Annotated in this window: 21 protein-coding genes; 11 read left to right on the top strand and 10 right to left on the bottom strand. The window is 48.7% G+C overall.

Annotated features, from left to right (window positions below; genetic code table 11):
- Positions 1 to 126: 126 nt before the first annotated feature.
- On the top strand, positions 127 to 1,134 hold the full coding sequence (locus J7E21_RS05040) for a LacI family DNA-binding transcriptional regulator (protein WP_215105333.1): 1,008 nt from the start codon (positions 127 to 129) through the stop codon (positions 1,132 to 1,134).
- Positions 1,135 to 1,178: 44 nt separating this feature from the next.
- Here the strand turns inward: J7E21_RS05040 and J7E21_RS05045 are convergent, their stop codons facing one another.
- Positions 1,179 to 1,913: a YqcI/YcgG family protein gene (locus J7E21_RS05045; RefSeq protein ID WP_215105335.1), complete on the bottom strand. Its 735-nt coding sequence runs from the start codon at positions 1,911 to 1,913 to the stop codon at positions 1,179 to 1,181.
- A gap of 180 nt (positions 1,914 to 2,093) precedes the next feature.
- On the bottom strand, positions 2,094 to 3,101 hold the full coding sequence (locus J7E21_RS05050) for an ion channel (protein ID WP_215105337.1): 1,008 nt from the start codon (positions 3,099 to 3,101) through the stop codon (positions 2,094 to 2,096).
- Positions 3,102 to 3,234: 133 nt separating this feature from the next.
- On the opposite strand from J7E21_RS05050, the gene J7E21_RS05055 reads away from it, so the two are divergent.
- Together J7E21_RS05055 and J7E21_RS05060 are read left to right on the top strand one after the other, a co-directional pair.
- Complete coding sequence (locus tag J7E21_RS05055) at positions 3,235 to 3,921, top strand: SGNH/GDSL hydrolase family protein (RefSeq protein ID WP_215105338.1); 687 nt, start codon at positions 3,235 to 3,237, stop codon at positions 3,919 to 3,921.
- Between the two features lie 213 nt (positions 3,922 to 4,134).
- Positions 4,135 to 5,226, top strand: a complete 1,092-nt coding sequence (locus J7E21_RS05060) for an acyltransferase family protein (protein WP_215105340.1) — start codon at positions 4,135 to 4,137, stop codon at positions 5,224 to 5,226.
- A 42-nt stretch (positions 5,227 to 5,268) separates the two neighbouring features.
- On the opposite strand, the gene J7E21_RS05065 is transcribed toward J7E21_RS05060, so the two are convergent.
- The 3 genes from J7E21_RS05065 to J7E21_RS05075 all read right to left on the bottom strand — a co-directional run bounded on the left by J7E21_RS05065 (position 5,269) and on the right by J7E21_RS05075 (position 6,955).
- Positions 5,269 to 5,688 carry a DUF2892 domain-containing protein gene (locus J7E21_RS05065; RefSeq protein WP_215105342.1) on the bottom strand — a complete coding sequence of 140 codons (420 nt, stop codon included), beginning with the start codon at positions 5,686 to 5,688 and terminating at the stop codon, positions 5,269 to 5,271.
- 89 nt (positions 5,689 to 5,777) lie between these two features.
- Entirely contained in the window at positions 5,778 to 6,338 is a 561-nt protein-coding gene (locus J7E21_RS05070; RefSeq protein WP_215105344.1) for a peroxiredoxin family protein, read from the bottom strand.
- Positions 6,335 to 6,955 carry a hypothetical protein gene (locus J7E21_RS05075; RefSeq protein ID WP_215105346.1) on the bottom strand — a complete coding sequence of 207 codons (621 nt, stop codon included), beginning with the start codon at positions 6,953 to 6,955 and terminating at the stop codon, positions 6,335 to 6,337. The genes J7E21_RS05070 and J7E21_RS05075 overlap by 4 nt, the downstream gene beginning before the upstream one ends.
- A 160-nt stretch (positions 6,956 to 7,115) precedes the next feature.
- Between J7E21_RS05075 and J7E21_RS05080 the strand changes: the two genes are divergently transcribed.
- A complete protein-coding gene (locus tag J7E21_RS05080) occupies positions 7,116 to 7,721 on the top strand; it encodes a class I SAM-dependent methyltransferase (RefSeq protein ID WP_215105348.1) in 606 nt (201 codons plus the stop codon).
- A gap of 40 nt (positions 7,722 to 7,761) precedes the next feature.
- Here J7E21_RS05080 and J7E21_RS05085 read toward each other — a convergent pair whose 3' ends face one another.
- Positions 7,762 to 8,748, bottom strand: coding sequence for a c-type cytochrome (locus J7E21_RS05085; protein WP_251047788.1), 987 nt, complete (start codon positions 8,746 to 8,748; stop codon positions 7,762 to 7,764).
- Positions 8,749 to 8,867: 119 nt separating this feature from the next.
- Complete coding sequence (locus tag J7E21_RS05090) at positions 8,868 to 9,719, bottom strand: NAD(P)H-hydrate dehydratase (protein ID WP_215105350.1); 852 nt, start codon at positions 9,717 to 9,719, stop codon at positions 8,868 to 8,870.
- A gap of 379 nt (positions 9,720 to 10,098) precedes the next feature.
- Here J7E21_RS05090 and J7E21_RS05095 point away from each other — a divergent pair, with 379 nt between their 5' ends.
- From J7E21_RS05095 to J7E21_RS05105, 3 genes are all read left to right on the top strand, one after another.
- Positions 10,099 to 11,238 (top strand): M14 family zinc carboxypeptidase, encoded by a 1,140-nt coding sequence (locus tag J7E21_RS05095; RefSeq protein WP_251047855.1) that lies wholly within the window; start codon positions 10,099 to 10,101, stop codon positions 11,236 to 11,238.
- 111 nt (positions 11,239 to 11,349) lie between these two features.
- Entirely contained in the window at positions 11,350 to 12,306 is a 957-nt protein-coding gene (locus J7E21_RS05100; protein WP_215105352.1) for an MBL fold metallo-hydrolase, read from the top strand.
- Positions 12,307 to 12,396: 90 nt separating this feature from the next.
- Positions 12,397 to 13,119 carry a 3-ketoacyl-ACP reductase gene (locus J7E21_RS05105; RefSeq protein ID WP_215105354.1) on the top strand — a complete coding sequence of 241 codons (723 nt, stop codon included), beginning with the start codon at positions 12,397 to 12,399 and terminating at the stop codon, positions 13,117 to 13,119.
- A gap of 56 nt (positions 13,120 to 13,175) precedes the next feature.
- On the opposite strand, the gene ptsP is transcribed toward J7E21_RS05105, so the two are convergent.
- Positions 13,176 to 14,888 carry a phosphoenolpyruvate--protein phosphotransferase gene (gene ptsP / locus J7E21_RS05110; protein WP_215105356.1) on the bottom strand — a complete coding sequence of 571 codons (1,713 nt, stop codon included), beginning with the start codon at positions 14,886 to 14,888 and terminating at the stop codon, positions 13,176 to 13,178.
- Positions 14,885 to 15,154 carry a phosphocarrier protein HPr gene (locus tag J7E21_RS05115; protein WP_215105357.1) on the bottom strand — a complete coding sequence of 90 codons (270 nt, stop codon included), beginning with the start codon at positions 15,152 to 15,154 and terminating at the stop codon, positions 14,885 to 14,887. The genes ptsP and J7E21_RS05115 overlap by 4 nt, the downstream gene beginning before the upstream one ends.
- 145 nt (positions 15,155 to 15,299) lie before the next feature.
- On the opposite strand from J7E21_RS05115, the gene J7E21_RS05120 reads away from it, so the two are divergent.
- The 4 genes from J7E21_RS05120 (at position 15,300) to J7E21_RS05135 (ending at position 19,563) form a co-directional block, all read left to right on the top strand.
- Positions 15,300 to 16,052 carry a DeoR/GlpR family DNA-binding transcription regulator gene (locus tag J7E21_RS05120; protein ID WP_215105358.1) on the top strand — a complete coding sequence of 251 codons (753 nt, stop codon included), beginning with the start codon at positions 15,300 to 15,302 and terminating at the stop codon, positions 16,050 to 16,052.
- Positions 16,049 to 16,981, top strand: a complete 933-nt coding sequence (pfkB, locus tag J7E21_RS05125; RefSeq protein WP_215105359.1) for a 1-phosphofructokinase — start codon at positions 16,049 to 16,051, stop codon at positions 16,979 to 16,981. The genes J7E21_RS05120 and pfkB overlap by 4 nt, the downstream gene beginning before the upstream one ends.
- On the top strand, positions 16,978 to 18,909 hold the full coding sequence (locus tag J7E21_RS05130) for a PTS fructose transporter subunit IIABC (protein ID WP_215105360.1): 1,932 nt from the start codon (positions 16,978 to 16,980) through the stop codon (positions 18,907 to 18,909). The genes pfkB and J7E21_RS05130 overlap by 4 nt, the downstream gene beginning before the upstream one ends.
- 279 nt (positions 18,910 to 19,188) lie before the next feature.
- The gene (locus tag J7E21_RS05135; RefSeq protein WP_215105361.1) at positions 19,189 to 19,563 is read left to right on the top strand and encodes a nuclear transport factor 2 family protein; all 375 of its coding nucleotides are present in this window, start codon (positions 19,189 to 19,191) and stop codon (positions 19,561 to 19,563) included.
- Between the two features lie 158 nt (positions 19,564 to 19,721).
- Here the strand turns inward: J7E21_RS05135 and J7E21_RS05140 are convergent, their stop codons facing one another.
- Positions 19,722 to 20,954: an IS110 family RNA-guided transposase gene (locus J7E21_RS05140; RefSeq protein WP_215105363.1), complete on the bottom strand. Its 1,233-nt coding sequence runs from the start codon at positions 20,952 to 20,954 to the stop codon at positions 19,722 to 19,724.
- Between the last annotated feature and the right edge of the window lie 173 nt (positions 20,955 to 21,127).

Consider the following 21,127-nt stretch of genomic DNA (forward strand, 5'->3'; position numbering starts at 1 on the left):
ACCACTTCCTTTCCCGTCCATCATAAAGGGTATGCGCGAATATGTAAATCCCTCCAATTTTATTCTGAATACTCTCATTGGTTATGGTATAGTATATTCAATGAATGAATAGAGAGGGTGGGGAAAATGGTGTCCACAACAGAAGTTGCAAAACATGCAGGCGTTTCCCAAACGACAGTATCGAGAGTGTTGAATCGCCCGGAGCAAGTCAGAAAAGAAACATATGACAAAGTAATGCAAGCCTTAGCTGAGCTGGACTACGGCAATAGCGCCCAGCCGGCTAAAGAGGAAGTGGTATCATCGCGGGATGTTTTGGTGCTTCTTGCGAAAGATAGCCCGGCTGAATCATTTGACACTTTCCGGGAATTGGCTGAACAAGCTCAAGCTTTCGGTTATCATGCGGTTGGGCGTTTCCTTACAGGCGCTGAAACGGCAAAAGACATTCAAGGGTTCGCAAATCAAGTTGCAGGCACCGTCAGCATCGGCGAACTTCCGGCTGGCATCAGCGAACAATTAAGGGGAACCGGACAAGCATTCCGGCAAGTTGAAGCGGTGCCTGCAACTGAGTCATTCGATGGGCACCAGGCGGCCTATTTAGCGACGAGCCATCTGGCGAGTGAAAACCATGAGCAAATCGGCTGGGTTGGAGCAGACCGTGAAGACAGTGGTGAACGGCTGCAAGGGTATTACGAAGCGCTGGCCCATCACCAGCTGAAGCTGCGGAAAAAGCGCATCCACACGCCCCACAACCCGGGGGATTTTGATGCTTTGGCAGCTGGTTTGCGAACTTTTCAAAAGCCGACCAGTGCATTTGTCGCAGCGAGCTACGAAGACGCGGTGCAGTTGGTCGATGCATTGGAAAGTGCAGGGCATAAAGTGCCGAAAGAGGTTAGCGTGATTGCGATTGGCGCACCGAAAGAAAGCGCACCAACAGTCAAAGTTACCACAGTCAAACCGGTTCATGCTGAGCAATCGATTGCTCAGCAGGTCATGCAGCAATTGACGCAGCAACTTGACGGTAAAGCGGTGGAAACAGATGCTTCCGCACAAGAACTGCAGATCGATAACCAAAAAACAGTGAAAGCTTTTAAAACGAAACAACAAGTTAAAACCACGTCCAAAAGTAAGTCATAACCAAATAAGAAAAGCCGTCCGTACATGTTTACAGACGGCTTTTCTTATTTGGTTTCTTTATGTGAAAACGGGCATTTGCCTTGAAGCGGTTCTGCGTCATCTCCGATGAAAAATTGTTTCCATTCATTGTGTGTAGGATCACCGAAATGGCTGATGTCCGGATGTGTCGGCAACTGATCCCACACTTCCACGCGCTCGCGCACTTTTTCGCGGGACATGATGCCGCCTTTTTCAGTTCCAGTCAATCCTTCAAAAATCCGTCTCGGCTGGAAGCCCAGCACCATCGCATTCCCGAGATGGCGTGTCAGGCGCTGCTTGTAGGCGGGGGCATTGCCGAAGATGAAGATCGGTTCGCCTTTAAAGTTGAAATCCCATAAATAATGGTCGGGGTCGCGCGGCGCTTGTTCGGGCCATTGCGAGTCATCCGAGTCGTGCAAGTATTGTAGAATGTCCCAAAATTGCTTGCGGTATTGTTCAAGGGACTCTTCCGTTTCGAATGGCTCGACAAAAACAAAAAGCCCGTGCCGTTTATGCTTCGGGTCTTCAAACAAGGTGAGAAACGCGGCAACAGCTTGCGGCAGATCCGACCAGTCGTCTTGGCTTATATAAGCATAGCGCAGTTCGCCTTTTAACTCTCCGCTCCGGCCGAAATAGCAGGGGAAAGTTTTTTCTGTCACGGTGTCATGGAATGTTTCGTATTCCCGGATCAGCCATTCAGGCAGGTCGGTCCGGTTCGTAAAATCGTCTTTCGTCAATAACGCAGAGTTGTTCTTTTGCATGCATAGTCCTCCAATACGAAAATCTCATCTTAGTAATGTTCCCTTAAACCATTAGAATGAAACACCACAGACAATTCGCCCAATTTTTAAGTGAAGATTAACGTAAAAAACGCCCGGTGCCGGGCGTTTTTAAATGGTTCTATTCAGTTTTATTCATTTAAACGCCGCATTTGGATGGAGTTAGTTGCTGCTGTTAGCATATGAAGTGCCGGGCCACTCTTCCCCCGTCATTTCAAGCAATCCGAGTAATTTCCGTCTGCGTGTTTCTAAAGATTCCATCGCCTTTTCATAGTCGCTTGGATCGACTAATGGAATCGTATCGTTTAAGTTCGCCAGTACTTGATGGGGCGGGACGACGGGAGATGAATCGATCGAGGATGCATGCAAAGTATCCAAATAGCTTGTGATGCTGCTTCTCAGTTCTTGGATGAGTAAGCGGTTCGGCTGGTGTTGTTGTGGAATGCCGTAAGACAGAAATGTCAACGCCTCATCCAGCACGACGATATTCACCGGCAGGGAGCGGTCATGGGTTGCGCTTCGGTAGTAATGGAGGACGGGGTACGCATTGTATTTCGAGACGATGCCGCTCAAGTCGTTTGCAAATGTATCGAGCAGTAAATTGACGTTGTCGAAATCCTTTCCGTTCCATGCGCAGTTGACGAATGCAGCCGGGTCTAGAGCGATTCCGGAAATGCTCGAGGCGAGTGAGCGCTTGTCCGTTACGGCGCTCAAAACTTGAAGCAAATAAGTGACGCCGAATGTGATGAATAGCATGCCGGAGCCGGTCGCTAAAATGGCGATGATCTGCCATATCCCGTCATCCGGAGCAAACTCGCCATTGCCGAGTGTAAAGATTAAATAGCCTGCATAATACGCATTTTCGAACCAAGACATCGGACCGCCGTCTTTCGTATCGACAATGAAGCTCGTACTCGCAAAAATAAGTGTCCAACCAATCCATAAAAGAAAAATCCACATGCTTAATGTAAGGATCAGCACGAATGGACCTGCGAGACTCAACAGTTTAGGCTGCCTGTTGCTGATTGCTTTATGCAAAGTCCAATAAGCAGACGTCAAGCGGTTGGTCAAAGGGCCAGCTCCGCCGTCCACCCACAGCGTCGTCCAGACAAAATCAATGATCGCTAGGGCGACGAGGAATATGCCGAAAATCAAATAAAATAATTCCATAATTACCTCCTTCTACTCTCTAACCTTCTATACCACTAATGAGGTGAGGCTATGCATGAATCACGAAAAGAGCAAAGGAACGGACGGATATGATAAAATATAGTCATAGTAAAAGGAGAGGGCGTGCAGTAGATTGGGGCAAAAATTCCGGTCGAGTGCCCTTTTTCGAAAGGCGCTCCAACGAAAAAAACGCAGCGCACTACAGCCGCAACACATACATCGAATCATCATACTCGGTGATTCAGTTGCTTACGGCTATGGCACTAAAGGCGGCATTGCAAAACATTTACAGGAAAGTTTTCCAGCGAGTGAAGTGCTGAATTTCGGCATCAATGGCCTGACCAGTGATGGTTTGGTGGAGCGTTTGCGTTCAAACTATTGGCAGCAGGAATTGAAAAAAGCAGATCTCGTTCTGTTGAATATTGGCGGCAATGATTTGCTTAAACAATACCAAAACGGTGGGGCCAAGAATTTGATTCGACAGTTTTCGGCATTGAAAAAGCGCTATCGCCAAAATTTGCTGGAAATCTATAAACAAGTCAAACACGAAAACGTTCATGTTCTCATCATCCAAAACAGCTTATACAACTCCATGAAAAAGGAAGCGCAGTATTTTGGCTTCACTAATCTTTTGTTCCGCTTGTGGAATTCGGCGATCGGTGCTAAAGGGGTTGTTGTGACAAACACAAGGAAAATGGGCAAACAGCCGTCGATATGGCTGGACTCCATTCATCCGAACGAAGCAGGTTATGCCCTCATGCATGAATTGTTACTGGAAACTTTGCACACCACCGGCGTTTCCATTACTGAGCGGCGCTGAGCGCAAAAAAACCAAGCCTGAGAAAGGCTTGGTTTTTTCGTCTATGTGTAACCGGTCACATGTACGCCAATACGAAGGAGATACTCGTCATACGCGACAAATTGCTTGTTATTTTTAAAAAACATGGTATATTTTATCTAATAAAAATCAATATCTATAGTTCTCGTGGTTTAGTATAGGTCTTTGGTTGTTACCTTGAGGGAGTGAGGCATTTTGAGAAGAAAGCTTATACTTATTCAATTGTCGCGCGCGCTTGTGCCGTTATTGGTCATGCTTCATCATTTATCGACGACCATGATGGACTATTACGGATTCAATATTTGGGGCCTGTCTTATGTGCCGCTATCCGGCGGCGTCTATTATTTCTTTTCCTTGTCTGGTTTTATGGCGTACTATATATACCGGCGTAAATTTGGCAAGAAAGGGCAACTTGCAGACTTTCTATCCAACCGTTTTATCCGTATTTATCCGCTTTACTGGGTAGTGACCATCGCCTTTTTATTGTTGGCTTTTTTGTTTCCTTGGTTCGGAACAGGTGCTGAGCGGGATTTGGGCGTAATTTTGACATCGATTTTTCTTATTCCAAACCCCGAGTGGCAAGACCCCTTTGTGATCGTCGCGTGGTCTTTGGAACATACCATTTATTTTTATCTCGTCTTTTCCGTTCTTTTTTTGGCTCCTCGATTTCTTGGGCGCAGCCTCTTCGTCGGCTGGGGGATCTTCTCGATTTTTGCTGTATATGGATGGTTCTACATCGACCATTTCCTGTTTGATTTTCTATTTGCCCCGTTCAACTTAATGTTTTTAGCTGGCGTATTGTGTTCATGGCTCATTTTGCATGTGCAGATTCCGCTGCGCCTCGGGTATCTACTTACGGCAGTCGGGCTGGCGGGCTTTCCCATTACATGGGTGAATTCGGTGCAGAGGTTCATGGACGTCAGTTTTGAAGCGAGTGCTGGCGTCGCCATTGCGTTTTTATTAGTTGGGCTCGGTTCGATTGACTTGCAGAAGGACATCCACATCCCGCAAGCGCTCCATCAACTTGGCAATGCGGCGTTTTCGATTTACCTTGTCCATAATATCGTGCTTGACTTGTTTTCGGAGTGGATGGACCGCATCGGCGCATACGATGTGCTGGGAGGTGTCGGGATGAGCGCCTTGTTGATCGGGTTGATGATTTTCTTTGGCGTGGCTGCCCATTTCAAAGTGGAACTGCCGCTTCAACAGCATTTTAAAGAATGGCTGCTAAAGAAACCAAAACCTATGCCGCTCAACGACATAGAAACAGCAAATAAGCGCCGTTAACTAAAAAAATCCCCCCGGCTGTTTAGCTGGGGGGATTTGTGGTTACGCCGGTTTCTTCAGCAGGTTTTTCAAGGCTTTCTTTTCACGGTTGATTTCATCTGCTGTGCGAATGCCCAGTCTGCGGATGATCGTCAGCGGTGCGGACCAGCCTTGCAAGGAGTGCTGAATTAAAAAGATGCTTGCCGCGCCGGACAGAAACGCCCATTTCTTGTTGACGCCGAGTGCCAACAGTGAAGAGGTGAGGGCGATCGACGCCATATTCACTTCCAACACGCGCTGTGTATCCCATTCATGGTCAAGCTCTTCGATGCGTCCGCGAATTTCGCTTTCGTCCTGGCGCTTGTAATAATTAACGGATGCTTCCGTTTCCCGTTCAATCTGCTGGTTGATGTAGTCGGGGGTATTGTCGTTCACTGTCGTTTGTGTAGATGGCAATTGTTCTTTCGCTAAATCAAGTTCCATTAGAAATCCTCCATTTCATAGCACGTACTAATAGTAGTATTCCGCAAATAGGCGTTTTGTAAACCGGAATTTCAATTTTACTGAAGAGCTTAGTCGATATTGTCCGTCTGGTCTTTCATGATTTGTTCATCCATCGGGCCGACGATCTTTTGTTCAATTTCGCCTCGTGTGTTCAAGATGTACGTTGTCGGAACCGTGCGGATTTGATAGGCTTGCGCAGTGCTGCCGGTTTTGTCCATCGGCATGGAGAACGTCAAGCCGAATTCGTCGATGAATGAGTTGATTGCTTCATCGCCATTGTCTTGGGCGGTTAGATTAACGGCCAGAATTTCGACGTCGCCGCCTTCATTGTTTTCGTGGAATTGCTGCATGTGCGGCATTTCTGCACGGCAAGGCGGGCACCATGTCGCCCAGAAATTAAGGATGACTTTCTTGCCGCGGTAATCGGATAATTGGACGGCTTCCCCGTTCTGGTCGGTAAGGCTGAAGTCCGGTGCTTCCTCTCCTTGGGCTAAACCGGGCGCCGCTGCTTGATCTTGTGGAGCTGTTTCGGTCATTTCGTCGGCCGATTCCCTGTTGTTGAAGAAATTGATGGCGATGATTGCAAGCGCTGCAATGAGCAATAATGCGAGAAGTGCTTTTTTGATCATAAAGTTTGTCCTTTCTGTTCATGGCGTATGTAAATGCTGATGGTGAGGGCGGCAAGTGCAATGACTGTCGCATTTTGCCATGTAAAAAGTGGGCCGAATGCACTTAGAATCAATAACTCCAACATAAACAATAGCGCGAGCATCAACCCAACCGGCACATCTTCCCGCCTTTTTATAAGCCGGATGGAAACGATGCTGATGATCAGCAGCAATATGTGCAGTGCAGCTTCTAATAGATTGTTCTCAAAGCTTGTCAGGATGGCTTGATAAGCGAGGAAAAACAGCAAAACTGAAAATACCGCCTGTTCAGCGAGCTCCTTGTGCTTTTTACGTGCAACAAATAAATAGGCCATGACGAGCAATACAGCGAGCAGATGCCCGGGCAAGCCGCCGTTGAAATAAAGAAGGGATAAGGGCATATTGATAAAGTGCTCGAAATTGAACAGGATATAGCTGAGTTTCCATGTGAGGATATACAATGCGACAGCATTCCAATACCAATCCCCGGTTTTGTCCCCGCTGACGAAGCGCTGTAGCAAGCTTGCGGCGATGGCCGCTAAAATCACGGAAACCCAGATCGCCGGTACGGTCAGATGCATTATAGGAACGTAACTCACAGCCGCTTCTCCACCCGGTTTTCAGTCATCATAAAGATACCTCCATCCGTATTTGGATTGTTACAGTCGACGTCTTTCATTATAACGGAAATCACAAGCTTTTCATCTTTACTGCTTAAAGGGTATGCTAAAGGTAATTCGATTTTAGGGGGACAGCACAATGGCTTCATGGCATGAACGCTATCAAACTGAAGAGTATGTTTACGGGATAGAGCCGAACGAGTTCATCAAATCGATGCATCCAAAGCTTGCAGCCTCAGGCGATGCACTTGCCATCGCGGAAGGTGAAGGGCGCAATGCGGTTTTTCTCGCTGAACAAGGAATGCAAGTGACCGCCTGGGATTTTGCGCGGAGCGGCCTGGAAAAAACACAGCGGCTGGCGAACAGCCGGAACGTGGAGGTTGCGGTCTCGGAAGTGGATTTGGCGCAAGCCGAATGGGCGGAAGGCAAATGGGACGAAATTATTTGTGTGTTCGGCCATTTTCCGAAGCACGTCCAGCAGAAAACATTCGAAGGCATACGCCGTGCATTAAAACCGGGAGGCTATTTTCTGATGGAAGTGTATTCCACCGATCAGCTATCCTATGGCACGGGGGGACCGAAAACAGAAGAAATGCTGTACCGGCCGGAGGAAATTCTGGAAGCGTTCCAAGGTTTCAAGCTCATCCATTTTTTCGCCGGGGAAGTGGTACGCAAGGAAGGGTCACTCCATAACGGATTATCGCATGTCATCCAAGCCGCAGTCCAAAAGCCGCATCAACAATAAAAAACACCCAGCGCCTTAGCCGCGCTGGGTGTTTTGCTGTTTACTCTGCATTTTTTCCAAGTACTTGATTCCAATCGATTGTGCCGTCTTTTACTTGATCACGGCGTTCTTTCGTCATGCTATCGGTCGGCCTGTTGCTGTTTGGCCAGTCCTGGTCATGATTTCCCCATTCCGGCCGGTCTTGTGACAGGATGAATGCAGCCAAATCACTCGCTTCCTGGTCGGATAAACTGCCGCCGGCGCCTTTAGGCATATTGTTTTGCAAATAACCCGCCATCTTTGACATGCGCGCCAGTCCGGCACCGTCATTGAAAGAGCCATCTCCCCAAACGGCGGGGCCGTTATTTGAACCTATTCCTGCGCCGTCTGAAGCGTGGCAGGCAACACAGCTCGCCTGATAGAGCTTTTCTCCATGGTCGACATCCGGCACAGGCACATCTTCCATTGTATTATTATGGCGCCAAGGCATGTCAGATCCTTGCGGAATGCCTTCCGAAATATACTTGAAATAAGCAATCATGGCATCCATGTCCTCATCGTCTTCAGCGAATTTCTCACCGTTCATGCTGCGGACCATACATCCATTGATGCGTTCTTCCAATGTGACGATTTCCCCTGAGCGGCCTATGTACATCGGGTAAGCAGCCGTCATGCCGACAAGTGAAGAGGAATCCTCTTCGAGTCCGGCTCCGGCGTGGCAGCTCGTACAAGACAACTCATTAATGCGTTCTTGACCGTCTTCAACGCTTGCGGCATCTGTTCGCAATACTTCGGATGTGTTATTGACGAGGTCATAGCCGCGCTTCACCGCTTCGCCCTCCGGTCCGTCCGGTACTTCGTCCATGGACGGCGGGTTATGGGTGATGACCCCCGCTGTCGCTTCCTCCATTTGTTCTGTTTCGGTGTTTTGTGGTTGAGCTTCCGCTGTTTTGGTTTTTTCAGCAGACAACTCGATATTTAAAACACTTATGGCCACAACAGCGAGAAACAATAAGAACACGCTTGCGTAACCGATATTCTTCATCATATCGAAAACTCCTTCCATATCTCTTCCAGCTTAACAAAGGAAAAAAAACTTAGCTGTGAACTAGTTCACAGCTAAGTAAAAGAGCATATCGATTGTTTGGAAATCTTACTTATAACGTTTTATTCATAATATTTCCATACGAACGGAAGCAACTCTGCAATATCATGTGCGAGCATCGTATGGGCAGAGCGGGTCTTGATGAATTCATCCGCGCAAGCACCGTGCAAAAAGACCGCATTGAGTATGGCGTGCTCATAGCAATCATGACACATCAGCATGCCGAGGATCATTCCGGTCAAAGTGTCGCCGGTGCCTCCTTTGGCGAGTGCGGAATTGCCTGTCGAATTCTGATAGACGGTGCCGTCCGGAAAGGCGATGGTAGTTGCAGGGCCTTTTAAGACGACCGCCGCATTCTGCTCAAGCGCAAACGCATGGGCGCAGGAAGCAGGTGTTTGAAGGATCTCTTCAGGTGTAAATCTGGAGATCCGTGCGAACTCTCCGGCATGAGGCGTTAAGATGAGTGGTGCACTGCGTTCTGTATAGCTTCTTTTGCTCAAGGCGCCGGCATCGAGCAAAAGTGGCATTGCCCCGGTGAGTAAAGTTTCGACCGCCGCTTCTGTCACGGCATCCGGCAGCGTGCCGGGGCCGCACGCGATGGCGCGGTAATGGCTGAATGGAAGCGAACCGTTCGCTATGTTCTGCAACGCATCCGGAATATAGGTCGCTTCTGCCGTTTGGTGGGCAATGCTGCGGATTGTTTCGCGGTAGGTGCCGATTTCGAGCTTGCCGACGCCGCTCCGCAAAGCACCGAGTCCGGCAAGCAAGGCAGCGCCCGGCATATCCGGGCCGCCGGCTAGAAGCAGTGCAGTCCCGAAGCTGCCTTTATGGCTGTCCTGTTTGCGCTTGGGCAGTGTACTGCGCACCATCTCTTGTGACCAGACAATTACAGCTGGCTGATGTTGCTGATTCATCACGCATCCCCTCCAAATAAAGGTATTTATTACATTGTAGCCGATGATTATGAAAAGGAAAGCTCAGCGTATTGAGCGGTTGCAGCATACACAGAAACACCTTGAAAAATCGGCTTGTGCAAACCGATGGACATCAGGTATTTCGTACCGCGAAACAATAGAATTTCGAAACAGGAAATTTTTGCCTACAGCAATAGTACCGGCTGGCAAGAGCGGAACAGGCTGTATTATATATCCAAAGAACTGAGATTTCTGACAACTATAGGCAGTTCTCAATCGCTCTGCTATACTCAGCGTATTCAAAAAAAGGGAGTGGGACTATTTGAGAAAACAATTATTCCAGACGATGACCGTAGCCGGACTGTGCGCGATGCTCGCCATGCCGGTGCAGGCGGCGGAACCGGCACAGACAACTGAGCACCACCACGACAATGCAATCTCCGGCTTTATCGATTATGTGGAACTGCAGCGGGAGCTCGAGCGCATCGAAGCAACGAGTAAAGGTGCGGTTTCTATCGACGTGGCCGGGCAATCTTTTGAAGGGCGGGACATCTATACCGCAACAGTCGGGACGGGCGACAGAGTGCTGCTTATCCAAAGTGAGATCCATGGCAATGAAAAAACCGGGACTGTGGCGATCTTGAATATGCTGAAGAGCTTATCGAATAATTCCAAAGCCGCCAAAGCGATACGCGACGAAGTGACGATCGTCTTTATGCCGATGATGAACCCGGACGCGTCAGAAGCGGACAAGCGGCGCAATAGCATGACTTGGGACGATGTATTGGCGGATTACCCGGAACTGTCATCCGCTAGTCCGTCGTGGAATTATTTTGACCGCGGCGTCAGCCAAAGTTATGATTATGCAGCGAATCCTGGCTTTGACGTCAACCGCGACTTTAACCCGGACCTTAATTATGTGCCGGATGCCGCTGACTTCCCGGGAGCATCGGATGAGCCCGGCTGGTTCATCACAAAAGAAGCTCAAATATCGCGCGATGTCTATAAATCGTTGCAAGCCGAATTCGGCACAGTAGACGTCTTTGTCGATCTTCATCACCAAGGCATGTATTATATAGACGGGACTGCGGATCCTGTAACCCTGTCCTTGTCCGCACAATTTGTACCGGATCCGGCGTCTGCTGAAGGAGCGAAATACAGTGAATACGCGGATGGCTACAATTATGATTTCTCCCGCCAATTGAACGTCGCCGTGTACGACGAACTACAGTCTTACGGCAACTCCGAATTCACCAATGTTTCCCTCTACTCCCAAGGCCTCGATCTGCCGGGTACGGCTCTTGGCAGCTACGCCTTGAACGGCAGTGGAACGGTGTTGTTTGAAGTGCGCGGGCAGACGCAGATGATGGGCCACAAGGAAAAAGGCCAGTTGGTCAAATCTGTTGAACGCGGGTTGACGGCAATCTTGGAAGGAGTTGCCGATGGCAGCGCCTACAATATCGACCCGGAAGCGTATAAAGACATTCCACTCACTTCCTATCGTCCGAGCACAAATTGAACAATGGGCACCGCCGTCTGACTGGCGTTGTTTTTTTCTTCAGGGAAAATGAGATTGTGCCGTTTCCTTAAGTTAAGGTAGACTGGATAACAAATAGAAAGGGGTGCAAGCATGGCTATTACAAAATTAAGCGAGCGCATTCAGCTGATTGACGGTTTTGATCTCGGATTAAAAGAGCGCACCGGCAGCTACGTCATTCAAGAAAAAGACATCACGATTATCGAGACGGGTCCAAGCCCGTCCGTTCAGCATGTCAAGGAAGGGCTGAAAGAACTTGGCATTGCACTTGAATCTGTGCGCTATATCATCGTCACACATATCCATTTGGATCATGCCGGCGGAGCGGGATTGCTTCTTCAGGACTGTCCGAATGCCACGCTTATCGTCCATCCGAAAGGCGCGCGGCACTTAGCCGACCCGAGCCGATTGATTGCCGGGGCTAGAGCTGTCTACGGCGAGCAATTCGACCGATTGTTCAACCCGATCGAAGCGGTTGCAAAAAGCCGCATGGAAATCAAAACCGAAGGCGATAGTTTGCAGATCGGCCCGGAATGCACACTCAAGTTTTGGGATACGCCAGGGCATGCCAAGCATCATTTCGGCATTTATGACCCTGTCTCGAACGGCTTTTTTGCCGGTGACACGGCAGGCATCCGCTATGTGCAGCTGATCGAAGATGGCATTGAATTTTATTTGCCGTCGACATCTCCAAACCAATTTGACCCGCAAGCGATGGAAGACGCCATCGAACGCATGAGAAAGCAGCAGTTCGATGTTGTGTACTTTGGGCATTTCGGTGCGGCGGAGCTCCCGGATGCGGCACTTGGTCAAGTGCTCGCTTGGCTCAGTGTATTTGTCGAACAAGGAGCGGCTGCTTTCAAGGAAAATGAATCCCAGCAACAATTGGCTGGGCGTCTTCTCGAGTTAGTGAAAGCGCAGTTGAAAGAAAAAGGTGTCGCAGAGACGCATAAAGTGATGCCGTACATCGAGATGGATCTCCAGGTGAGCGCTCAAGGCTTGCTCGATTATTTCCAAAAGCAAGCCGCACGCCAAGAAATTCAAAAATGATGTAGATCAGCCGGTTTAGGCTTGGTTTTTTTGGGGGAATACACTGCATGCAAAGAAAATCGTATACGTTTTAGAAGGGCGGAATCTATTGTGGCACAAGTGTTAACTGAAAAAACAGCGATCATTACAGGGGCCGGGCGCGGCATCGGCCGGGCGACTGCATTGGCGCTCGCAAATGAAGGGGTGGCGGTTGGCTTGATCGCACGGACCGAAGAAGAGCTCGAAAAAGTCGCTCAGAAAATCCGTTCCTTGCGCGGACGTGCGGCTTACGCAGTCGCAGACGTCTCGGACCCAAAACAAGTCGAATCGGCGGTCCGAAAATTGACCGAAGAACTCGGCGCAATCGATATTTTGGTCAATAATGCCGGCATCGGAAAATACGGCAAATTTATGGAACTCGAAACGGAAGACTGGCAGTCGATGCTGAGCATCAACTTGATGGGCATGGTCCATATGACGAAAGCGGTGCTGCCGCAGATGATCGAAAAACAGGGAGGCGACATCGTCAACATTTCCTCGTCGTCAGGCCTCAAGGGTACGAGCGGCTCGAGTGCCTATAGCGCTTCGAAGTTCGCGGTGCTCGGAATGAGTGAAGCATTGATGCAGGAAGTACGCCCAGACAATATCCGTGTGTTCGCCTTGGCACCGAGCCGCGTCGTCACGGATATGACAGCTTCAGGCTTTGAAACCGAACAGGAAAAAGGCAAGTTCATGCAGCCGGAAGACATCGCGGAATACATCGTTTCACAGTTAAAGCTGAATCCGCGGATCTTTATTCCGCTGTCGAAACAATGGGCGACCAACCCGTTTTAAGGAAAATAATGAAAAGCCCTGAATGTCTTATGGACATTCAGGGCTTTTTTTTTAGTTCAGCTGATTTCTTTCACGTAAGCTTCGACTTCATCTGATGTTGCAAGCGCCAGTATGTGTTCGGTATGGGAAGCCATTTCGGCTTTCGATAATTTGCTGATCTGCGAGCGAGCCTTCAACAGGGAAGAGGCACTCATTGAGAATTCATCCAATCCGAGGCCGAGTAAAATCGGAATGGCGATTTCATCACCAGCCATTTCTCCGCACATGCCGGTCCATTTGCCCTCACGGTGAGAAGCATCGATGACCATTTTCACTAAGCGCAAAATTGCTGGGTTAAATGGCTGATAGAGATAAGACACCCGTTCATTCATCCGGTCAGCTGCCATGGTGTATTGAATCAGGTCATTGGTGCCGATGGAGAAGAAATCCACTTCTTTGGCAAAAACATCCGCCAGTATAGCTGTGGAAGGTATTTCAACCATGATGCCGACTTCGATCGAATCACTAAGTTCAACGCCTTCATTTAGCAGCTTCGTTTTTTCTTCTTCCAACAGACCCTTAGCCTGACGGAATTCTTCAATTGTCGCGATCATCGGAAACATAATCTTCAAATTGCCATGGACGCTGGCGCGCAACAAGGCACGCAGCTGGGTTCTGAACAATTCCGGCATCTCCAGGCATAGGCGGATGGCACGCAGTCCAAGAAATGGATTCATTTCTTTCGGCAGGTCGAGGTAAGTCAATTCCTTGTCGCCTCCGATATCGAGCGTCCGCACAACTGTAGGCTTGCCGTTCATCCCTTTCAACACTTTCGTGTAGGCGTCGAATTGTTCATCCTCCGTTGGGAAGGTTTCCCGGCCCATGTACAAAAATTCGGTGCGGTAAAGGCCGATGCCTTCGCTGCCGTGTTCGAGCACGCCCGTTAAATCCTTTGGTGTGCCGATATTTGCGGCCAATTCCACATGCTGCCCGTCAGATGAAACAGTCGGTTCATCTTTCAGTTTGGCCCATTCGGCTTTCTGGACATCATAAGCTCTTTTTTTCTGTTGGAACGCCTGAATGGTTACTTCGTCCGGATCGACGATGATCAAGCCTTCGAGTCCATCGACGATGACCACCACACCATTGTCGATTGAGGACATGACGGTTTGTGCGCCGACCACTGCAGGAATTTCCAGTGTGCGCGCGAGTATCGCCGAATGTGAGGTGCGCCCGCCGATATCGGTGATAAAGCCTTTGACGAATTCGGCATTCAGTTGAACCGTATCAGAAGGCGTCAAATCTTCCGCAATGACGATGACTTCCTCGGAAATCATGCTCGGGTTTTGAATGGTTACACCGAGCAGGTGAGACAAGACGCGCTTGCGGACATCGCGAATGTCCGCTGCACGTTCTTTCATATACTCATTGTCCATCGCCTCGAACATGCCGATGAACATATCAGTCGTTTCCTGCAGCGCAAATTCCGCATTGATATGGTCATTGTTGATTCGCTCTTTGATCGGGCCAACCAGTTCAGGGTCACTGAGGACCAACAAATGGGCACCGAAAATAGCGGCTTCTTTGTCGCTAATTTGCTGGGCGGTCTTTTCTTTGATGATTTCAAGCTCAGCGGCGGCTTTCGTGACAGCCGCTTGAAAGCGTTCGATTTCACTCGTGGTATTGTCGACTTTCTTCTGTTCGACCATTAATTCCGGATTTTCCAGACGGAAAGCTTTGGCTATGGCGATTCCATTAGAAGCTGCGATTCCGGAGATGGACTGTTTCATTCGTTTGAAATTCCTTCCGCTTTCAACACTTCGTCAATTTTCGTCATCGCTTCTTCTTCGTCCGCTCCGTCCGCAGCAATGGTAACGGTTGAACCAGAAGTCACGCCGAGTGACATAACGCCGAGAATGGATTTTAAATTCACTGTTTTCCCTTTGTATTCAAGTGTGATGTCCGACTGGAATTTTGAAACCGACCCGACAAGTGCAGAAGCTGGGCGTGCATGGACTCCCGCTTCGTCTGTAATTATATATTGTTTTTCCACCATGTGAAATTCCTCCTATTATATGAACGTGGGTGAGCGGATTCCATTCTGAAATGAATGAATTTGACTGCTTATGAATGATTATGATTGATTTTGTAAACGATTTCAAGTATTATCTATTTTATCAGAAAGAAAAGAGGGTGACTGAATGTTGACCACAGAGCGGCATAAACTGATCTTAACGCTTTTGAAAGAAAAGCAGAGTATTAAAATACAGGACCTGGTCGAACTGACAGCAGCTTCGGAATCCACCATACGGCGGGATTTGACGGAACTAGAAGAGCTCCAAAAGCTGGAACGTGTTTTTGGCGGGGCCAGGGTGATCGATCCCAATCTGCCAGAACCAAGCATTATAGATAAAGCAGCGAAGAACTTGAAGGAAAAACAGATAATTGCGCGCTATGCGTCGTCACTGGTCAAAACCGGAGATGCCATTTTCCTCGACGCAGGGACCACCACTTCACAGATGATTCCTTTTTTGAAAGGGAAAAATGTAACCGTTGTCACCAACGGCTTGAGCCATTTGGAAGCCTTGCTGGAGCAGGGGATTACCTCCTATTTGACCGGCGGTTTCATCAAGTCCCGGACTGGTGCGCTCGTCGGACCGCAAACCATCCAGTCGCTGGAAAACTACCGGTTTGATAAAAGTTTTCTCGGAGTGAATGGGATTCATCTGATAAACGGCTTTACTACACCGGACCCTGAAGAAGCGGCAGTCAAAAGAATGGCTTGCGAACTATCGAGAAGCTGCTTTGTGTTAGCGGATCAGTCGAAATACGGAAAAGTCAGTTTTGCACACATTATGGACTTGAGTCGATCTGCACTGATCATTGACGAATTGCCGAAGGATGCTGTAGACGACATAGAGCTAAAAACAACGATTAAGGTGGTGGCACAATGATATACACATGCACTATCACTCCTTCCATCGACTACACCGCCTATCTATCCCATTTTGAAAGCGGGAAATTGAATCGATCGGAAGAGGTCTATTATTATCCCGGCGGCAAGGGCATCAACGTCTCACGCGTACTCAGCCGTCTTGGGCTGGGGAGCCGGGCACTCGGATATGCCGGCGGATTCACCGGCCACTATATCGAGCAGTTTTTGGCTGAAGAAGGCATCGAAACGGACTTTATCGACACCGGTGAAATCACCCGAATCAATGTCAAAATCAAGACGGACAAAGAAACCGAATTGAACGGGCCAGGCCCCGAGATCAATGAAACCCAATTGCAGGAGCTGAACAACAAAATCTCCACGATGAAACAGGATGACTGGTTTGTTCTTGCGGGTAGCCTGTCGAAGTCTATCCCTATGCAATTCTTCAAAGATCTCGCAAATACCTGCAATGAGCGGGGCATCCATTTCGTTCTGGATACTTCGGGGTCCGCGTTAAAAGAATTGATTGATACAAAGCCATTCCTAATTAAGCCTAACGAACACGAACTGGGCGAGATTTTCGGTGTAGCGATCCATACCCAGTCTGAAGCATTTCATTACGCTAGCAAGCTGGTCGATCAAGGGATCGAGCACGTTGTCGTGTCGATGGGCGCCGCCGGGGCCATCTACGCAAACCGAGATCAATGGTATACAGCGCAGGCGCCAAAAGGAAATGTCGTCAACACCGTTGGATCCGGCGATTCATTGGTTTCGGGATTCATCGCTTCCTATATAGATGAACAGGATCCTGTACGGGCATTTCAATACGGCGTCGCAAGCGGAAGCGCCACTGCTTTCCGGACGGACCTGTGCGAAAAACAAGATGTGGAACAATTACTGGCTGAAGTGAAGGTACTGCCATTCGACAAAAAGGATGTGACAAAATGAGAATCACTCAATTATTGACGGAAAACACCATTATCCTGGATCTTCAATCGGGATCCAAACAACAAGTATTAAATGAACTGATCGACCAATTGGACAAAGCAGGGAAGCTGAACGACAAAAACGGCTTTACAAAAGATATTCTGGCCCGCGAAGCACAAAGCACAACCGGAATCGGAGAGACCATCGCCATTCCACACGCAAAATCTGCAGCAGTCAAAGCTCCGGCCATCGCATTCGGCCGGTCTTTCGATGGCATTGACTTCGAGTCGCTCGATGGCCAGCCTGCGCATTTGTTCTTCATGATTGCAGCCACAGAAGGAGCGAACGATGACCACTTAGAAGCTCTTTCGCGTCTCGCGACATTCCTGATGGATGAGAAATTCCGGGTCAATATTCTCGAGGCGAAGTCGAAACAACAAGTGTTGCAAGTGGTATCCGACAAAGAAACGGAAGTGGACGGTCCTTTAGATGACGCAGAGACTGTAGCTTCAAACCCAGAAGAACCACAGGCAGTTGCAGGCGGGAAAATACTTGCCGTCACGGCTTGCCCGACAGGAATTGCCCATACGTATATGGCTGCTGAGAAGCTGAGCGGGCGTGCAAAAGAACGAAACATCAATTTGAAAGTTGAAACGAACGGGTCAAGCGGAGTCAAAAACCGGTTGACGGATGCAGATATCGCGGAAGCGGATGCGATTATCGTAGCGGCCGATACAAAAGTGGATATGGCCAGATTCGATGGAAAACCGGTCATTCAAACGCAGGTCGGCAAAGCGATCTATGAAACTGATAAATTACTGGATCGCGCCATCGCAAAAGACGCTCCGATTTATAAGCATGACCGCACGAAAGATTCGGATACTGGCACAGAAACGAAATCAGGCTTCTACAAGCATTTGATGAATGGTGTATCAAACATGCTGCCATTTGTGGTCGGTGGCGGTATTCTGATTGCATTGTCCTTCTTCTGGGGCATTAACGCGACGGACCCTGACAGCCCTGAGTACAATGAATTTGCGGCTATGCTTATGACCATCGGCGGCGGCAACGCGTTCTTCCTGATGGTACCGGTCCTTGCCGGATTCATCGCGATGAGCATTGCGGACAGACCCGGTTTTGCTCCAGGTATGATCGGGGGCTTGCTCGCCATCACCGTTACGGGTGTTGAAGAAGCAAGCGGCGGTTCTGGATTCCTTGGCGGTTTGATCGCCGGTTTCCTTGCCGGCTATGTGACAGTACTTGTGAAAAAAGTATTCGCACCACTTCCTCAAAGCCTCGAAGGGTTAAAGCCGGTGCTGTTTTATCCGGTGTTCAGCATCGCTATTACAGGAATCATCATGATGCTGATCAACCCACCTTTGACGCAGGTTTACAGCGAAATTTCAGCATTCCTTGAAGGCCTTGGCGGAACGAATCTGGTGCTTGTCGGGTTGCTGCTCGGCGGTATGATGGCAGTCGATATGGGAGGCCCTGTCAACAAGGCGGCTTACACATTCGGCATCGCCATGCTGGATGCCCAGAACTTCAACTTCATGGCCACGGTCATGGCGGCGGGTATGGTTCCGCCGCTTGGCCTGGCCATTGCAACCACGATGTTCAAGAAAAAATTCACGAAACCGGAACGCGAAGCCGGAAAAACCGCGTATGTTCTTGGTGCAAGTTTCATCACAGAAGGCGTCATTCCATTTGCAGCAGCTGACCCGGCACGTGTCATTCCATCAGCTATCGTTGGAGCGGCGACGACTGGAGCACTCGTCATGCTATTCGATATCGGTCTGCGCGCACCGCATGGCGGAGTATTCGTCATCGGACTGGTGGATGGCGGGGCAGCAAACATCCTGTTGTACGTGATCGCGATTTTAATCGGATCATTTGTAACAGCGATCCTAGTCGGGTTGCTGAAGAAGAACGTAGCAGTAGCAGCTTAATCATAAAACCGCCATCTGAAATTCATTCAGATGGCGGTTTTATTTTGTGTTTGGCAGTTTTTGGAGAATTGTGCTCATTGAAAAAAATCGCTTGCGTCACGCAGCAGACTTGAAATTATTTCCTTTAGTAGTAGAGATGGCACTAGTCAGGAAAGCGAAGTTAAGGTAAAATGGAAAAATAAGCTGAATATTCCGTCTATAATGCACGTGTTTTTATTGGGTTGCATAGCGCTGCAAATAAACATGCAAAGGCAACAAGCTGCCTAAGGAGGAGAAGACATGAAGACGAGCAGCACGGCCGACTTTCTGCGCGATTTCAACGCTGCTTTTTTCAGCGGCAACCAGCAATTTATCGAACAGCATGTAACGGATGATGTGGAGTGGATCATGGTCGGAGCGACGCCTTTAAAAGGCAAACAAGCTTTAGTGGATGCGGCTTTCGGGATGCAAGATTATACTCAGTTGGACTTTGATATCGACATGATCATTGCCGAAGGTCGGGAAGGAGCGGTCAAAGGTGTCATGACTGCAACCGGTGGCACTGGTCGTGAGCGCAAATATTGCTATTCCGACTTCTACGAAATGACCGGAGACGCGGAACCGCGAATCCAAAAGATGACTTCATTTGTCGTCGAAATAAAAAAAGAGTCCTAGGGGCTCTTTCTTACGATTAGTCAATAGTTTTTAATTCGTTTTAAAGAGGTTCTTCCGAGATTCCTCATCTTTTAAGAGACGGAAATTACTCATAACTAAAAATGGGCATACCAAAAAACCCTCCGGCTTTTTTATTTTTTTAGCTGGGGCAGGATGTGTTAAACTTTAGGTGCCACGGTGCAGGGGCTCAGCCTGTAATCGTAGCGTAGTTGGTGTGTAACCAAGTGGTGGATCGTTTTGAGCAGCTTGTTCATGCACGCCACCACGGCAACCTTATGACATTTGTTATAAGGTTGTTTCTTTAATTTCTGGTAATAATCGACCAGGTGGTTCTGCGAAAAGCGCTGTTGTTTAATCATGTTCATGATGATGATATAAAGCAGTTTGCGGAGGTGTTTGTTTCCCCGCTTATTGATGCGATCCTTCGCCAGAAACTTACCGGATTGGTACCTGCGGATGTCGATGCCGGCAAAGGCGTTCATTTGTTTGTGATTTTCAAAACGCTGGATATCACCGATCTCGGCTAGCAAACGAACGGCGGTATTCTCCCCGATGCCCGGAATGCTTAACAGAACGGCATACTCGTCCAACGAAGTAGCCAGCGCCGTCATTTTTTCAATACACGCTTCTTTTAGCAAGACAAGCTCCTGGAACCGTTTCGCATACAGTCGAACCAGCTCACAAGCCAGGTCATCGACCTTTACTGCCGGATAGGAATTGCTTGCGGCATCCAGTAGTTGGATGGCTTTTTCTTCTGCTTTTTTCGCAGACATCCGCTTTTCAGTGTTGGCCAGAATCTGGTTTTTAATCACCGTTTTGGAATGTCCTAACACGAGTTCCGGATGCGGAAACAACTGCACCAACCGCAGAAAGAGGTCTGATTTTGTCGTGAACAAGCCCGTGAGTTCCGGGAAAGTGAGCTGCATTTCCGCGTGCAGGCGTCCTCGAATGACTGTTAATTCATCGTCCAAGTCGATGTAATGCCGAGACATTTTCTTGAGTTGCCGGTAGACATCTGATGACGGTGTCTCCAGGCGACGTTCATTTTGGAAGTGGCTGCTTGCGAGCTGATGGGCGTCTACGCGGTCTGTTTTATGGTTCCGCAACCGGTCGCTCTGCAGTTTGGCTTCCAGGGGATTCATCAGATAATAAGGATAACTGTTTTCCTGCATGAAGCGTTCGAGTTGGCGTGAATAGACGCCGGTGGATTCGAATACCAGGTGTGGCACCTCATCATAACCTGCGGTTAGGTCGTCAATCAGCAGCTTCAACGCAGCAAAATCTTCGCGCGTGTGCTGGATTTCTTTTTCAGTGATACAGGTTTTCAGCGCGTTATAGACCACAATATAACTTTTCCCCATACTGACATCAAAAGCGATGACATGTTTCATCTCCCACACTCCTCGTTTTCATTGGAAGCTTCACCAATCCTTACCGATTCCCATTTCTTCTACACGATCTCAACGGATCCCACATACTCAAACCTGATTCAGATAAGGTGGGTGAAGGAGGTCCGTTTTTTGTACGGATTCAAGATCCCAAGAGCCCCTCGACCTCCGCTTCA

Source organism: Planococcus sp. ISL-109 (genome assembly GCF_018613655.1).
Lineage (GTDB): Bacteria > Bacillota > Bacilli > Bacillales_A > Planococcaceae > Planococcus.

Bases quoted from the DNA above. Each gene is read 5' to 3' on its own strand.
- J7E21_RS05040 (WP_215105333.1), top strand. From the start codon at position 127: ATGGTGTCCACAACAGAAGTTGCAAAACATGCAGGCGTTTCCCAAACG.
- J7E21_RS05045 (WP_215105335.1), bottom strand. From the start codon at position 1,913: ATGCAAAAGAACAACTCTGCGTTATTGACGAAAGACGATTTTACGAAC.
- J7E21_RS05050 (WP_215105337.1), bottom strand. From the start codon at position 3,101: ATGGAATTATTTTATTTGATTTTCGGCATATTCCTCGTCGCCCTAGCG.
- J7E21_RS05065 (WP_215105342.1), bottom strand. From the start codon at position 5,688: ATGGAACTTGATTTAGCGAAAGAACAATTGCCATCTACACAAACGACA.
- J7E21_RS05070 (WP_215105344.1), bottom strand. From the start codon at position 6,338: ATGATCAAAAAAGCACTTCTCGCATTATTGCTCATTGCAGCGCTTGCA.
- J7E21_RS05080 (WP_215105348.1), top strand. From the start codon at position 7,116: ATGGCTTCATGGCATGAACGCTATCAAACTGAAGAGTATGTTTACGGG.
- J7E21_RS05085 (WP_251047788.1), bottom strand. From the start codon at position 8,748: ATGATGAAGAATATCGGTTACGCAAGCGTGTTCTTATTGTTTCTCGCT.
- J7E21_RS05090 (WP_215105350.1), bottom strand. From the start codon at position 9,719: ATGAATCAGCAACATCAGCCAGCTGTAATTGTCTGGTCACAAGAGATG.
- J7E21_RS05095 (WP_251047855.1), top strand. From the start codon at position 10,099: ATGCCGGTGCAGGCGGCGGAACCGGCACAGACAACTGAGCACCACCAC.
- J7E21_RS05100 (WP_215105352.1), top strand. From the start codon at position 11,350: ATGGCTATTACAAAATTAAGCGAGCGCATTCAGCTGATTGACGGTTTT.
- ptsP (WP_215105356.1), bottom strand. From the start codon at position 14,888: ATGAAACAGTCCATCTCCGGAATCGCAGCTTCTAATGGAATCGCCATA.
- J7E21_RS05115 (WP_215105357.1), bottom strand. From the start codon at position 15,154: ATGGTGGAAAAACAATATATAATTACAGACGAAGCGGGAGTCCATGCA.
- J7E21_RS05120 (WP_215105358.1), top strand. From the start codon at position 15,300: ATGTTGACCACAGAGCGGCATAAACTGATCTTAACGCTTTTGAAAGAA.
- pfkB (WP_215105359.1), top strand. From the start codon at position 16,049: ATGATATACACATGCACTATCACTCCTTCCATCGACTACACCGCCTAT.
- J7E21_RS05130 (WP_215105360.1), top strand. From the start codon at position 16,978: ATGAGAATCACTCAATTATTGACGGAAAACACCATTATCCTGGATCTT.
- J7E21_RS05135 (WP_215105361.1), top strand. From the start codon at position 19,189: ATGAAGACGAGCAGCACGGCCGACTTTCTGCGCGATTTCAACGCTGCT.
- J7E21_RS05140 (WP_215105363.1), bottom strand. From the start codon at position 20,954: ATGAAACATGTCATCGCTTTTGATGTCAGTATGGGGAAAAGTTATATT.